Below are 14,143 nucleotides of genomic sequence, written 5' to 3'. Positions count from 1 at the left end.
GGCCCTTTCTGCCAAACCGGACAGGGCGGGATCAGGCGGCTTCCACCAGACCGTGACGCTTCTTGCCCGCGGAGATCTTCACCGCGTCCGCCGCCGGGGTCAGCACGAAGGCTTCGTCCGTCACCGCCTCGCCGTTGACCCGTGCGCCGCCCTGCTTGATGAGCCGGCGCGCCTCGCCCTTGGAGGCGGCGAGGCCAAGCTGCACCATGGCATCGACAAGGGCGATCGGCCCGGCGGCGGCGATGCGCGGCAGGGCGTCGCCAGCGGCGCCTTCCTCGAAGGTCTTGCGGGCGGTCTCGGCGGCGGCTTCCGCAGCCTCGCGGCCGCGCGCCATGGCGGTTGCCTCGTTGGCGAGGATCTTCTTGGCCTCGTTGATCTCCGAGCCGCCCAGGCTCTCCAGCCGCTTGATCTCGTCGAGCGGCAGCTCGGTGAACAGGCGCAGGAACTTGCCCACGTCCGCGTCAGACGTGTTCCGCCAGAACTGCCAGTAGTCGTAGGACGGCAGCATCTCCTCGTTGAGCCACACCGCGCCGGAGGCGGTCTTGCCCATCTTGGAGCCGTCCGACTTGGTGAGCAGCGGCGTCGTCAGGCCGTACACCTCGGTCTGCGCCACGCGGCGGGTCAGCTCCACGCCGTTGACGATGTTGCCCCACTGGTCCGAACCGCCCATTTGCAGGCGGCAGTTCATGCGCTGGTTCAGCTCCAGGAAGTCGTAGGCCTGGAGGATCATGTAGTTGAACTCCAGGAACGACATCGGCTGCTCGCGCTCCAGGCGCAGGCGCACGGAATCGAACGTGAGCATGCGGTTGACCGAGAAGTGGCGGCCCACATCGCGCAGGAAGTCGATGTAGCCCAGCTTGTCCAGCCAGTCCGCGTTGTTCACCATGATGGCGTCGGTCTCGCCCTCGCCGAAGGTGAGGAACTTGTCGAACACGGTGCGGATGCCCGCCATGTTCTCGGCGATGTCCGCGTCGCTCAGCATCTTGCGGGCCTCGTCGCGCCCGGTCGGGTCGCCGATGCGGGTGGTGCCGCCGCCCATCAGCACGATCGGCTTGTGCCCGGTCTTTTGCAGCCAGCGCAGCATCATGATCTGCACCAGCGAGCCCACGTGCAGGGACCGGGCGGTGCAGTCAAAGCCGATATAGGCCACGATCGGTCCCTTGGCGGCCAGTTCATCCAGCCCGGCAGCGTCGGTCTGCTGGTGGATGAAGCCGCGCTCATCGAGCGTCTTAAGGAATTCGGAGCGGAACGTTGACATCACTCAAGCCTTCGGTCGATTTCTTGCCAAGGGTACGTAAAGGCTGGCTGCATAGCACAGGGAGCGGACAGTGGGAAATCCAACGATTGGCGGGACCACCATCGCCGTGGGGCTGATGTCCGGCACCTCGGTGGACGGCATCGACGCCGCTCTCATCGAGACGGACGGGGAAGGCGCGGTCACGCCGCTGGCCTATCTGGAGCAGCCCTATACGGACGAAACCCGCGCCCGCATCCGCGCCGCCACCCACGCGGCGCTGCAGCAGAGCGCACCGGGCCCGCACGCGGTGATCGACGCGGTGGCCGAGGAGCTGACGCTCCTTCACGCCGAGGCGGTGGAGGCGCTGCTGGCCCGCGCCGATGTGCCGCGCGGCAGCGTCGGGGTCATCGGCTTTCACGGGCAGACCGTCGCCCACCGGCCCGAGCGGGGCTGGACCTGGCAGATCGGCGACGGGAACCTGCTCGCCCGCAAGACCGGCATCCCTGTGGTTCATGATTTCCGCTCGGCCGACGTGGCGGCGGGCGGGCAGGGCGCGCCCCTCATCCCCGTCTATCACCGGGCGCTGGCGCTGGCGGCGGGCCTGCCGCTGCCGGTTGCCATCCTCAACCTGGGCGGGGTTGGCAACGTCACCTGGATCGGCGAGGGCGAGGCCGACATGCTCGCCTTCGATACCGGTCCCGCCAACGGCCTCATTGATGACTGGATGCTCGCCCACACCGGTGTTGCGATGGACCTGGACGGGGCGGCCGCCGCGCGCGGGCGCGTCCACGAGGACATTCTCGCGGCCATGTGCGACAAGCCGTGGTTCGACGTTCCGCCGCCCAAGTCCCTCGACCGGCACGACTTCTCGACCGCTCCCTGCGAGGGGCTCAGCGTCGGGGACGGCGCGGCGACGCTCACCGCCTTCACGGCGGAGACAGTGCGTCTGGCGCTTGCCCACATGCCCCGGCCGCCCCGCCGCTGGTATGTGGCGGGCGGCGGCCGGCGCAATGCAACACTGATGAGGATGCTGGCCGAGCGGCTGGGCGACGTGCGCAGCGTCGATGCGCTCGGCTGGAACGGGGACGCGGTGGAGGCGGAAGGCTTCGCCTACATGGCGGTGCGCAGCCTGCGCGGGCTGCCTATCTCCTTCCCCGGCACCACGGGTGTTGCCCGGCCGCTCACCGGCGGCGTGCTGTGCCAGCCGGCGGACGGGGCCTGCGCCCGGCCCGATCAGGGCTGAGCGCGGCCGGGTCTGCGGTCGTTTACTTCTTCGGCGCGGCTTCGGCCTTCTTCGCTTCGGCTTCGGCCTTGGCCGCCATGCGCTGGCCGATGGCGTCGATCGCCTCGCCGCGCGCGGCCATGAACGCGCCGCACTGCTGGAGAAGGGCCTGGATGTCCACCGTGCTCAGCGCCTTGGATTCGGTGATGGCGACGGTCTCCATCTCCGCGTCCGACAGGCGGGCGCTGGCGCGGCCGAGATAGAACAGGCTGGAGAGCATGGCCATCTGCTTCATCTCCGGGTCCGTGATGTTCTGCACGGCGGCAGAGGCTACCATGAAGCAGCGCATGTCCATGGCGGCGGTCTGTTCGGCCGCCTGAGTCGGCACGGACGCGAAGAGCAGGGAAGCAGCGATAAAGGAAAGAGTGGTTTTCACGGGATCATCTCCGTTGGCAGGACGGGCGAATGACCCGTTGGCTGATCCATTGCCGAAACCTGGCGCCATGTCCAGCCGGGAGATGGTCTGGGACGGGAGAGGTCGGTCCTGAGAGTCCCCCTGAACGATTTGAAATAAGAATTTGATCTAAAAAGGAAAACGCCGGCCAGAGTGTCTGACCGGCGTTCGATTTCGCGAAACCGCTTCGGCAGGCCGTACCCGCCTTCGGCGTGCGGCTCAGTTTCCTTCGGCGAGCCGCTTGTCGAGGTAGCGGTTGACGGCATCCATCAACTGCTCCTGCTCGTTCTCGAAGAAGTGGTTGGCACCCTCGATGGTCTCGTAATCGATGGTGATGTGCTTCTGGGTCTTGAGCTTGTCCACCAGCTTCTGCACCGCCGACGGCGTGACGATCTCGTCGGCCGTGCCCTGCACGATCAGGCCCGAGGCCGGGCAGGGGGCCAGGAACGAGAAGTCGTAGAGGTTGGCGGGCGGGGCCACCGAGATGAAACCCCGGATCTCGGGACGGCGCATCAGCAGCTGCATACCGGTCCACGCGCCGAAGGAGAACCCGGCCACCCAGCAGGTGGAAGCGTCCGGGTTGAACTGCTGCATCCAGTCCAGCGCGGCGGCGGCGTCCGACAGCTCGCCGATGCCGTTGTCAAAGGTGCCCTGGCTGCGGCCCACGCCCCGGAAATTGAAGCGCAGAACCGCAAAACCCCGCTGTGCAAAGGCCTGGTAGAGGTTATAAACGATCTTGTTGTTCATCGTGCCGCCGCCCTGCGGGTGCGGGTGCAGAATCAGGGCAATGGGAGCACGGGGTTGAGACGCCGGCTGATACCGGCCTTCAAGACGCCCTTCCGGGCCAGTGAAGATTACGTCGGGCATTCGACCTCAGCGCTCGTGAAACTGTTGATGACAGGCGCGAACATTCCGCACGATGCTGGTCCGCTATATATTTCCGGACCTTCACGTTGCAACGAAAACCGCATGCTGGGGCGGAACGATTGCTAATGAATAGTATTTATCTCGATTACAACGCAACGGCGCCGACGCATTCCCGGGTGATCGAGGCCGTCTCCGCCTGCCTTGCGGAAACCGGGAACCCGTCTTCCGTCCACGCCGCCGGCCGCCGGGCGCGCAGCCTGATGGAGGCGGCGCGGGAAACCGTCGCCCGCGCAGTCAACTGCCTGCCTCGTCAGGTGGTGTGGACCAGCGGCGGCACGGAAGCCAACGCCATGGTGCTGGCGGGAACGCCCGCCGCCCACCTGTTCGTCAGCAGCGTCGAGCACGATTCGGTGCTGGCCAACGCGCCCGGGGCGCAGCGCCTGCCGGTGGATTCCAACGGCATTGTCGATCTGGATGCCCTGAGCGCCCGTCTGGCGGCGGTCGAGGGGCGCAAGCTGGTCTCGGTCATGCTGGCCAACAACGAGACCGGCGTCATCCAGCCCATTGCGGAGATCGCCGCCCGCTGCCGGGAGGGCGGCGCCTGGCTGCATGTGGACGCCGTGCAGGCGCTGGGCCGCATTACGGTCGATGTACAAGCGCTGGGCGCGGATTTCCTCACGCTCTCCGCGCACAAGGTGGGCGGCATGAAGGGCGTGGGGGCTCTGGTGGTGGCCAACGACCTTGTCGAGATCCAGCCCCTGATGCGCGGCGGCGGGCAGGAGCTGGGCCGGCGTGCGGGCACGGAAAACCTGCCGGGCATCGTCTCCTTCGGCGCGGCGCTTGAGGCGCTGGCGGCGCTCGGCGACTGGCAGGCGCGCGTCCGCGACCTGCGGGACCACATGGAGGCGCGGCTTCTGGAGCTGGGCGCGGCGATCAACGGGCGCGGCGCGCCGCGGCTGCCCACCACCGCGTCGGTGCGGATGCCGGGCGTGCCCGCCGAGACGCAGGTGATGGCCTTCGATTTGGCGGGCATTGCGGTCAGCGCCGGTTCGGCCTGTTCCTCCGGCAAGGTCAAGACGAGCCATGTGCTCAGCGCCATGGGGCAGGATGCGGAGACGGCGGGCCAGTCCATCCGCGTCAGCCTCGGGTGGGAGACCTCCGCCCATGACATTGACCAGTTTCTTGCCGTGTGGCAGCGCCTATGGTCGCGCAGGCGTCCTGCCGCGCAGGCAGCGGAATAGGGAAACATGGCAGACTCACAGGCGCAGGAGGCCCGCAGGCGGGGCGCGGTCTATCTGGATTTCCAGGCGACGACGCCGCTCGAGCCGAAGGCGCTCGACGCCATGATGCCTTACCTCACCGAGAAATTCGGCAACCCCCATTCCGCCACCCACCGCTTCGGCTGGGAGGGCAAGGCGGGGGTGGATGTGGCCCGCAAGCGCGTCGCCGAACTCATCCATGCCGCCCCCGAGGAGATCACCTTCCTCTCCGGCGCGACCGAGGCCAACAACCTCGCCCTCAAGGGCGTGCTGGAGGCCGCGCCCCGGGAGCGCAACCGCCTGCTCATCGCCGAGACCGAGCACGCCTGCATCCGGGAGACCGCCGCTTACTTGGCCACCCGGGGCTACGAGGTGACACATTTGCCGGTGGACGGGGAGGGGCTGCTGCGGCTCGACGCGCTGGAGGCCGCGCTTGATGCCCGCGTGGCGCTGGTCTCCGTCATGCTGGTCAACAACGAGATCGGTGTCATCCAGCCGCTGGCGGAGATCGCCCGGCTGGCCCATGCGGCGGGGGCGCTGGTGCACTCCGACATCGCCCAGGCGGCCGGCAAGATCCCGGTGGACGTAGCCGCCCTGGGGCTGGATCTCGCCAGCATCTCCAGCCACAAGCTCTATGGCCCCAAGGGGATCGGCGCGATCTACGTGCGCAAGGGGGTGCGCATCGCCCCGCAGATCCACGGCGGCGGGCAGGAGGCAGGCCTGCGCTCGGGCACGCTCGCGCCGTTCCTGTGCGTCGGCTTCGGCGAGGCCGCCCGCATCGCGCGGGAGCGGCTGGAGGACGACCAGGCCCATGTCGCGGCCCTGTGGCGGCAGGCGGTGGACGCGTTCACGGAGGCGGGCATCCCCTGGCGGCTGAACGGCTCGGCCACCCGGCGCTACTTCGGCAATCTCAACGTCTCGTTCCCCGGCGTCGATGGCGCGCGCCTGCTGGCGGACCTGCGCGGCTTCGCCGTCTCGTCCGGCGCGGCGTGCGCGTCGTCGGTCGGCAAGAGCAGCTATGTGCTCGAAGCCCTGGGGGTCGATGCCCGCACCGCGCAGGCCACCTTGCGTATCGGCTTCGGAAGGACCACAACGTCGGAAGAGGTGGCGGAGATGACGGCAGCGGTCATCAAGGCGGTGAGGGCGCAACTCAACGTGACGTGGCGGAGGTAGCATGGCGAGCGTGAAGGTCCGGTTCGTATTCCCCGGCGGCAAGAAGATCGTCGAGGCAGAGGGCCAGCCCGGCGAGCGCCTGCTCGACGTGGCCCACCACCACGACATCCCGCTGGAAGGCACCTGCGAAGGCCAGATGGCCTGCTCCACCTGCCACGTCATCGTCTCGAAGGCCGACTTCGGCAAACTCCCGCTGCCCAGCGAAGAAGAAGAGGACATGCTCGACTTCGCCGGGGGCGTCACCTCGACCTCGCGCCTGTCCTGCCAGATCTGGCTGGAGGAAGCGTGGGAATCGCTGGAAGTACAGCTCCCCGCCGACGTGCGCAATTTGCAGGGACGCTGAGGCGAGACGGATCTCTTTTGGATTGATTTTCTGTGTTTTGCAGGGGTCTCGGACCCCTGCACCCCGTTCGTTTGTCGGGCCGCGCCAGGTCTGGGCGGCAGCGCGTTTCCTGAGAGGCGCCAACGGTGTGACCGGGCGCGTTCCGAAAACGCATGGGAGGTTGGCAGGAGGGTCAAGACCCTCCTGCAATCATGAAATCATAAAAGAAAAAGCGGGCTGGGGCCCGCTTGATGGTGTTCAGGGTGCCGTTCAGGCGTCCTTGCCGGCGTCGGCGGCGGTGTCCGCGTCCCGCGCGGCCACGAGGAAGAAGGCGGGCGGGTTGTCGCCGAAGCCCAGCACCGGCTCGTCCCGGTCGCGGTCGCTGTGGCGGTTGCGGCGGTCTTCCCGGCGCTCGTCGCGTCCGCGGCTCCGGCTCCGTTCGGCGCTGCGCTCGCTGCGCGGCTCTGCCTTGTCCGGTGCGGCGGCTGGCTTGGCCTCCTGACGCGGCGCTTCCGCCTTGTCGGATGCCTTGTCGGCCGCCGTGGTCTTGCGGCGGCTGCGGGAGGCGGACTTGTCGGCGGCCTCCTTCTTCGCGCCGCGCTCGCTGCGCTTGCGGGAAGAGGCGGCGCCTTCCTTGATGGTGACGCCTTCCGGCACGGGGCGGCGCGGGATTTCCTGCTGGATCAGCTTCTCGACCGCCGCAACGTACTCGGCTTCCTCCTCGGTCGCCAGGGTGATGGCGATGCCGCTGCGCCCGGCGCGGCCGGTGCGGCCGATGCGGTGGACGTAGTCATCCGCATGGATCGGCACGTCGAAGTTGAACACGTGGCTCACGCCCGGAATGTCGAGGCCGCGGGCGGCCACGTCGCTGGCGACCAGAATGGGGATCTCGCCCGAGCGGAACTTCTCCAGCACCGCCAGACGCTCCGGCTGTTCCATGTCGCCGTGCAGCTGCCCGGCCTTGAAGCCGTGGCGGGTGAGGGACTCGTGCAGGGTCCGCACGTCCCGCTTGCGGTTGCAGAAGATGATGGCGTTGTTCACGTCTTCCGAGCGCAGCAGTGCCCGCAGCACCTCGCGCTTGGAGCGCTCCGGCAGCTGGATCAGCGACTGGGCGATGGAGACGTTGGTGGTGGCGGGGCGCGCCACCTCGATCTGCTTGGGGTCCTTCAGGAACTGGTCCGCCAGGCGCTTGATGGCCGGCGGCATGGTCGCCGAGAACAGCAGGGTCTGCCGCCGGGGCGGCAGGAGGTTGCAGATCTTCTCGATGTCCGGGATGAAGCCCATGTCCAGCATACGATCCGCCTCGTCGATGACGAGGATCTCGCAGCCCGAGAGCATCACCTTGCCGCGCTCGATCTGGTCGAGCAGGCGGCCGGGCGTGGCGATGAGCACGTCCGCGCCCTTGGCGAGCACCTTGTCCTGCTCGCCGAAGGACATGCCGCCGATGAGCAGGGCCATGTTCAGCTTGTGGTACTTGCCGTACTTCTCGAAGTTTTCGGCCACCTGAACGGCGAGTTCGCGCGTCGGCTCGAGAATGAGCGAACGGGGCATGCGGGCCCGGGCGCGGCCCTGGGCCAGGATGTCGATCATGGGCAGGGTGAACGATGCCGTCTTGCCCGTGCCGGTCTGCGCCACGCCAAGAACATCGCGTCCCTGGAGCACGGTGGGGATGGCCTGGCGCTGGATCGGCGTCGGCTCGGTATAGCCGCTGTCTCCGACTGCGCGAAGCAACTCATCCGACAGACCTAAGAATTCAAATGACATGCACTTACCGTCAAGTTTACGAGAAATCGGGCAGAAGTCGCCGTATTTCGGCGCCCATATAGTGCGAATTTGCATTGTCTCGCAATGCAGCATTACGCCGTGAGAGGATTCTGGCGGTGTTTTTTGTCTGCAAGTGGCCTCTCGGCACGGCCTCAGGCCGTGAACTGTTCCATGAGAATGCGGTCGGCCAGGGTGTGCCCGGGGTCGAACAGCAGGTTGAGACGCAGGGTCTGGTCCTTCTCCACGCGCACGTAGGAGACGTCCCGGACCTCGTTCTGATCGGCCACGGCGCTCACCGGACGCTTGCCCGCTTCCAGCACCCGGAACTCGATGACCCAGTTGTTGGGCAGGATGGCGCCGCGCCAGCGGCGGGGCCGGAAGGCGGAGATGGGCGTGAGCGCCAGCAGGTCGCACCCCAGCGGCAGGATCGGGCCGTGGGCCGAGAGGTTGTAGGCGGTCGAACCGGCGGGCGTTGCCACGATCACGCCGTCGCACACCAGCTCGGGCATGCGCACGCGCCCGTCGATGGCGATCTCGATCTTGGCGGCCTGGCGGGTTTCGCGCAGCAGCGAGACCTCGTTGATGGCCGAGGAGGTGACCCGCTCGCCCGAGATGGTCCGCGCTTCCATCCGCAGGGGATTGAGCACGAACTGCTCGGCCCGCTTCAGCCGCTCGATCAGGTTGTCGGGGCTGTACTCGTTCATGAGAAAGCCGACCGTGCCGCAGTTCATACCGTAGATGTGGCAGGAGCGGTCCTTGGAGGCGTGGAGGGTCTGGAGCATGAACCCGTCGCCGCCCAGCACGACGATCACGTCCGCCTCGCTTGGCGGAACCCAGTCATGCCGGGGGCTGATCTCCTTCAGCGCCGCCTGGGCTTCAGGAGACGAGCTGGCGACAAGAGCCAGTTTGTGGCGGCTGGGGTCGAACATGCGGTGTCAGGCGATCCGTTGGCGGGTGGTTACAGGCAAGGTGTTCGCGGTCTTGATGCGGCCAGGGCGCCGACTTTGTCCATAACCATTTGTGACAGCTCTTGTCCCCCGTGGCAATCACCCTCCCGTCACGCTCATGTGGCGGGCGAGAGCCGGCCGGCTGTTCCGGCGGTCGATGACGAAATCGTGGCCCTTCGGCTTGATGCCGATGGCCGCGTCGATCGCCTGGTCGAGGAGGGCGTCGTCCGCGCTCGCCCGGAGCGGCGCGCGCAGGTCGGCGCTGTCCTCCTGGCCGAGGCACAGGTAGAGCCTGCCGGTGCAGGTGAGCCGCACCCGGTTGCAGGACTCGCAGAAGTTGTGGGTGAGGGGGGTGATGAAACCCAGCTGCTGGCCGGTCTCCTCCACCCGCACGTAGCGGGCGGGGCCGCCGGTCACGAGGGACAGGTCGGTCAAGGTGAAGCGCTGCGCCAGCCGCGCCCGCACCGTGCTGAGGGGCAGGTACTGGTCCGTGCGGTCGGCGTCCACCTCGCCGAGCGGCATGGTCTCGATCAGGGTCAGGTCGTGGCCGTTGCGGGCGCACCAGGCGAGCAGGGACTCGAACTCGTCCTCGTTGACGCCCTTCAGCGCCACGGTGTTGATCTTCACCCGGAGGCCTGCCTCCCGGGCGGCGGCGATGCCCTCCAGAACCTGATCCAGCCGGCCCCACCGGGTGATGGCGCGGAAGCGCTCCGGGTCCAGCGTGTCGAGCGACACGTTCACCCGGCGCACGCCCGCCGCCCGCAGCTCCCCGGCGTAGCGGGCCAGCTGGCTGCCGTTGGTGGTGAGGGTCAGCTCCTCCAGCGCGCCCGTCGCCAGATGCCGCCCGAGGGCGCGGATCAGGCTCATGATGTTCCGGCGCACCAGCGGCTCGCCGCCGGTCAGCCGCAGCTTGCGGACACCCCGGCGGATGAAGGCGCTGCACAGCCGGTCCAGCTCCTCCAGCGTCAGCAGCTCGGCCTTGGGCAGGAAGGTCATGTGCTCGGCCATGCAGTAGACGCAGCGGAGATCGCAGCGGTCGGTCACAGACACGCGCAGATAGTCGATCCGCCGGCCGAACGGGTCGATCAGCGGAGCATCCAGGGGTGCGAGAGCCGTCGCGGCAGTCTGCAAGGGCAAGGTCTCCAGCCAGGGGCACGCGGGAGGACCGCTCCCGGGGCATTCCGTCTCCCGGCAACAGCGGTCTGCGCCGATGCGTGCCGATATAAGAGCTTATCGCAGCAGCGCCAGAGCAAACAAGGGAAGGGCGACGACTGGCAGGAATGAGCCGGTCACCGCCGGCAGGGCGGCTCGTGTCAGGCGGGTGGCCCCAGCCGTCAATGGTTGCGGTCGGTCCGCAGGACGTTCAGCAGCTCGCTCGTCGTCTTGTCGAGCTGGCGGATCACGTTGGCGTTGGCCTTGTAGGCCTGCACCGCCTCGCGCATCATGACGACGTCCTCGGCCATGGAGGGGATGTAGCGCGGCATCACGCCCGGCTGCGCCTGTCCACCCAGCGAGGCCGTGCTTCCGCTGCCGGAGGCGCGGGCATAGCGGGCCAGGACATCCTGTCTGTGCAGCGAGAAATTGGCCGCGGCCGCGCCATCGCTCACGATGTTGCTCGCGGCGGTGGCGGCCCGATTCGAGGCGTCGATCAGCCCCGAGACAGCGATGCCAAGCGCAGGTATCATGTGCACGCACCTTCTGCCGTGTCATCCGGCCGCCCTTTTGGCCGCCGGTGCTGGAAGGTTGCGCCCGTTCCGCATGACAGAAGGGGGGGCAACCGGTCCTTTTCGCGGATAGGACAGGAGTTTCTTTCGTAATTCTTATCAAATAATTAATTTACGTTTCTGAATCGTGATGACGACGACAGTTGCCTGGCCTACTGTGACCGGCGTCATGGCAGGAGGAGTGAGGGCTTTGAGTCCAGGGACGAGCACAGGCGCGCCGGTTCCTCCGCTGTTCGTCTTCTCGCCGGCATGCGGGCGGGAGGTGTCGAACGCGTTGACGGCTGACGGCTTCCGCGTGGTTCTGTGTCCGGAATCGCAGGAGGCGGCGCAATGGCTGGCGGGCAGCGCCGCCCGGGTGCTGATAGCCGATCTGCGGGGCAAGACCCCGGCGGACGTGTCCCTGCTGCGGGCCATGGGCGAGATCATGACGCGCCGCCACGGCTCCATGATCGTTCTCCTGCCAGCGGACGGCCCCCTTGCGCCGGGGGATCTGGGCGACATCGGCGCCACCCATTTCCTGCGCGAACCGTTCGGAGCGGCGGAGCTTGTGGCGACCGCCCGTCTCGCCGAGCGCGTCGCGACGCGCGGCGCGGCCGCGCTGGCGGCGGAAGAGGCCCTGCGCAACAACAAGCAGCTGGAAAACCAGACCTGGGCCTGGAACCGCATGACCAATCAGGTGCAGATCGCGCCGGGTCTGGTGCGGCTGTTGGGAGGCACCATCCCGGCGACGGTCGTCGGTCTCGAGGCGCTGCTGCGCTATGTGGACCCGGAGCGCAAGCGGCAGGTGCTGCGGGCCTTTCAGGACATTCTGGAGAGCGGCCGACCCGGACAGGTGCGCTTCTCATTCATGGGGCCGAACACGCCGGTGCGCGAGCTGCTGCACCATGTCTACCCCAAGCTGGGAGCGGATGGGGAGGTCTCCGGCCTGTTCGGCACGGTCGAGGTCGTGGGCGACATGCTGGGCGGGGAAAGTCTGGACGGGGACTTCGACCCGCTCACCGGCCTGCCCAATCAGGACTTCGCGCGCAGCGTGATCGAGCGTGCGCTGGCCGAGCGGCAGGGGGATGAGCCCGGCTGCGCCCTGATCCGCCTCTCGATCCGCCGGTTCGACCAGATCAACACTGCCTACGGCCACAAGATCGCCGACATGCTGCTCCAGGCCGTGGCCCGGCGGCTGCGGCGCGAGGCCATGGCGGGGGTGACGGCGAGCAGCGCCGCACCCGTTGCCAGCCGCAGCATTCCCTGCCGCATGAACGGCGCCGAGTTCGCCGTCATCGTCACCGGCCAGAAGGTGCTGGACAACGCGGTGGCGCAGGCCCAGCGGATCGCGGCGGCGTTCGAGCGGCCCTACATCGTCGCCGGGCGGGTGGTCCATCTGGTCTCGCGCATGGGCCTGGCCGTCGCCGAGCCGGGCATCGACGACGTGACCGAGCTGTTCCAGCGGGCGGGCGCGGCGCTGGGGCAGGCCAAGGCGCTCGGCCCCAACAGCTATCACGTGTTCAGCGCCGGGGATGTGACCTCGCCCGCGCTCATGGCCCGGCTCGAGTCCGACCTGCATCAGGCGCTGGTCAACGAGCATCTGGATCTGGTCTTCCAGCCGCAGGTGGAAATCGCCACCGGCCGGATCGTCGGCGTCGAGACACTCGTGCGGTGGGAACACCCGGAGCACGGCATCGTCACGCCCGACGTGTTGCTGACCATCGCCGAGAATGCGGAGATCATGTCGCAGTTCGACGACCGCATCCTGCGCATGGCGCTGGGCGAGATCGCCACCTGGACCGATCGGGAGCGGGCCCGGCTGCGCGTCTCCGTCAACGTCTCGGCGGCGCAGCTGCACGACGAGGACTTCGACGTGCAGGTCCTCGACGCGCTCGAGGCGGCGGGCGTGTCGCCCTCCCGCCTCACGCTGGAAGTGACGGAGACCGCCATCATCGAAAGCCTCGAGGTGGCGGCGCGGACCCTGGGCCGCCTGCGGAACCATGGCGTCCACATCGCCATCGACGATTTCGGCACCGGCTATTCGTCGCTCGCCTACCTCAAGTCGCTGCCGCTCGACTGCCTCAAGGTGGACAAGAAGTTCATCAGCGACCTGACCAGCGGCAAGCGCGACCGCATCGTCATCCACAGCCTGGTGGAGCTGGCCCGCTCGCTCGGCATCGGCGTCGTCGCGGAAGGGGTGGAGACCGAGGCGCAGCTCAGCCTGCTCGGGCGGGAAGGGTGCAACTGGTATCAGGGCTACCTGTGCTCTCCGCCGCTGCCTGCCGCGCAGCTCGAGTCCTTCGTGGCGGAGTGGAACAGCAAGGCCGGGCCGCCGCCTGCCTGGGTCGAGCGGCATGGCTGACCCCCTGCCTGTCGCCACACGGTCCGTAACGCCCCCGCAACATGTCCGTCCCGGCCCACGGCCGCGCTTGACCCGGCGGCCGCGCGCGGCCAGTGTGCGCCGATGATCGATATCACCATCATCGCCGATCTCATTTGCCCGTGGTGCTACGTGGGCAAGCGCAATCTCGATATGGCGCTGGCCGAACGCTCGGAATACCCCGTCACCATTCAGTGGCTGCCCTATCAGCTTGCCCCGGACGTTCCCGCCGCCGGTGCCGACCGGGCGGAATACATGCGCAAGCACTTGAAGTCCGACCAGCAGGTGACTGCCCACGAGGACGCGGTGCGCGAGCACGGCATCGCCGCCGGCATCAACTTCCGCTTTGACCGGATCGACCGCGTCCCCAATACGCTGGACGCGCACCGCCTGTTGCGCTGGGCCAGCGAGCATGACCTCTCCCACGACATGGCCCAGCGCCTGTTCGAGGCCTACTTCGAGGAGGGGCTGGATATCGGTGACCGCGCCGTGCTCGCCCGGCTTGCCGAGGACGTGGGCCTGAGCGGCGAGGACGTGGCGAGCCTGCTCGCCACCGATACGGACGTGGAGCCCATCCGCGCCGGGTTCCAGCGCTCCCGCGACATCGGCGTGCGGGGCGTCCCGACCCTGATCTTCCAGAGCCAGTGGGCCATCGCCGGGGTGCAGCCGATCGAATCGCTGGTCGCCGTGCTGGACCAGCTTCAGGCAGAATCCGTCACCGGCTACGAACCCCCCGCCGCGAACGATACCGAATAGGATACGTCTGGTCTGATCTGCCTTTCGCAAAGGGGGTCTCGGACCCCCTTTGCAATCCC

Annotated in this window: 13 protein-coding genes; 6 read left to right on the top strand and 7 right to left on the bottom strand. The window is 67.9% G+C overall.

Going from position 1 to position 14,143, the window contains the following annotated elements; translation table 11 throughout:
• Positions 1-31: 31 nt before the first annotated feature.
• Positions 32-1,258, bottom strand: coding sequence for a tyrosine--tRNA ligase (gene tyrS / locus ACSJJU_RS08735; protein WP_435914975.1), 1,227 nt, complete (start codon positions 1,256-1,258; stop codon positions 32-34).
• A gap of 70 nt (positions 1,259-1,328) precedes the next feature.
• Here tyrS and ACSJJU_RS08730 point away from each other — a divergent pair, with 70 nt between their 5' ends.
• On the top strand, positions 1,329-2,480 hold the full coding sequence (locus tag ACSJJU_RS08730) for an anhydro-N-acetylmuramic acid kinase (RefSeq protein WP_435914974.1): 1,152 nt from the start codon (positions 1,329-1,331) through the stop codon (positions 2,478-2,480).
• Between the two features lie 22 nt (positions 2,481-2,502).
• On the opposite strand, the gene ACSJJU_RS08725 is transcribed toward ACSJJU_RS08730, so the two are convergent.
• On the bottom strand, positions 2,503-2,895 hold the full coding sequence (locus ACSJJU_RS08725) for a hypothetical protein (RefSeq protein ID WP_435914973.1): 393 nt from the start codon (positions 2,893-2,895) through the stop codon (positions 2,503-2,505).
• Between the two features lie 237 nt (positions 2,896-3,132).
• Entirely contained in the window at positions 3,133-3,780 is a 648-nt protein-coding gene (locus ACSJJU_RS08720; RefSeq protein WP_435914972.1) for an alpha/beta hydrolase, read from the bottom strand.
• A gap of 125 nt (positions 3,781-3,905) precedes the next feature.
• On the opposite strand from ACSJJU_RS08720, the gene ACSJJU_RS08715 reads away from it, so the two are divergent.
• The 3 genes from ACSJJU_RS08715 to ACSJJU_RS08705 are packed head-to-tail and all read left to right on the top strand — an operon-like array spanning position 3,906 to position 6,555.
• On the top strand, positions 3,906-5,021 hold the full coding sequence (locus tag ACSJJU_RS08715; protein ID WP_435914971.1) for a cysteine desulfurase family protein: 1,116 nt from the start codon (positions 3,906-3,908) through the stop codon (positions 5,019-5,021).
• 6 nt (positions 5,022-5,027) lie between these two features.
• Positions 5,028-6,212: a cysteine desulfurase family protein gene (locus ACSJJU_RS08710; protein ID WP_435914970.1), complete on the top strand. Its 1,185-nt coding sequence runs from the start codon at positions 5,028-5,030 to the stop codon at positions 6,210-6,212.
• Between the two features lies 1 nt (position 6,213).
• On the top strand, positions 6,214-6,555 hold the full coding sequence (locus ACSJJU_RS08705) for a 2Fe-2S iron-sulfur cluster-binding protein (RefSeq protein WP_435914969.1): 342 nt from the start codon (positions 6,214-6,216) through the stop codon (positions 6,553-6,555).
• Positions 6,556-6,804: 249 nt separating this feature from the next.
• Here the strand turns inward: ACSJJU_RS08705 and ACSJJU_RS08700 are convergent, their stop codons facing one another.
• The 4 genes from ACSJJU_RS08700 to ACSJJU_RS08685 all read right to left on the bottom strand — a co-directional run bounded on the left by ACSJJU_RS08700 (position 6,805) and on the right by ACSJJU_RS08685 (position 10,930).
• Positions 6,805-8,298, bottom strand: a complete 1,494-nt coding sequence (locus ACSJJU_RS08700) for a DEAD/DEAH box helicase (protein WP_435914968.1) — start codon at positions 8,296-8,298, stop codon at positions 6,805-6,807.
• Positions 8,299-8,450: 152 nt separating this feature from the next.
• Positions 8,451-9,227 carry an NAD kinase gene (locus ACSJJU_RS08695; protein WP_435914967.1) on the bottom strand — a complete coding sequence of 259 codons (777 nt, stop codon included), beginning with the start codon at positions 9,225-9,227 and terminating at the stop codon, positions 8,451-8,453.
• 117 nt (positions 9,228-9,344) lie between these two features.
• Positions 9,345-10,376, bottom strand: a complete 1,032-nt coding sequence (moaA, locus tag ACSJJU_RS08690) for a GTP 3',8-cyclase MoaA (RefSeq protein ID WP_435914966.1) — start codon at positions 10,374-10,376, stop codon at positions 9,345-9,347.
• Positions 10,377-10,579: 203 nt separating this feature from the next.
• Positions 10,580-10,930, bottom strand: a complete 351-nt coding sequence (locus ACSJJU_RS08685; RefSeq protein ID WP_435914965.1) for a hypothetical protein — start codon at positions 10,928-10,930, stop codon at positions 10,580-10,582.
• 334 nt (positions 10,931-11,264) lie between these two features.
• Here ACSJJU_RS08685 and ACSJJU_RS08680 point away from each other — a divergent pair, with 334 nt between their 5' ends.
• Complete coding sequence (locus ACSJJU_RS08680) at positions 11,265-13,310, top strand: putative bifunctional diguanylate cyclase/phosphodiesterase (RefSeq protein WP_435914964.1); 2,046 nt, start codon at positions 11,265-11,267, stop codon at positions 13,308-13,310.
• 102 nt (positions 13,311-13,412) lie between these two features.
• A complete protein-coding gene (locus ACSJJU_RS08675; protein ID WP_435914963.1) occupies positions 13,413-14,084 on the top strand; it encodes a DsbA family oxidoreductase in 672 nt (223 codons plus the stop codon).
• Positions 14,085-14,143: the final 59 nt, after the last annotated feature.

The sequence above is a fragment of the Pedomonas sp. V897 genome, assembly GCF_051304405.1.
In the GTDB taxonomy this organism is placed as follows: domain Bacteria; phylum Pseudomonadota; class Alphaproteobacteria; order Sphingomonadales; family Sphingomonadaceae; genus Pedomonas.
The sequence above is the reverse complement of the archived record's forward strand: the minus strand, read 5'-3'. Positions and strand labels throughout refer to the sequence as shown.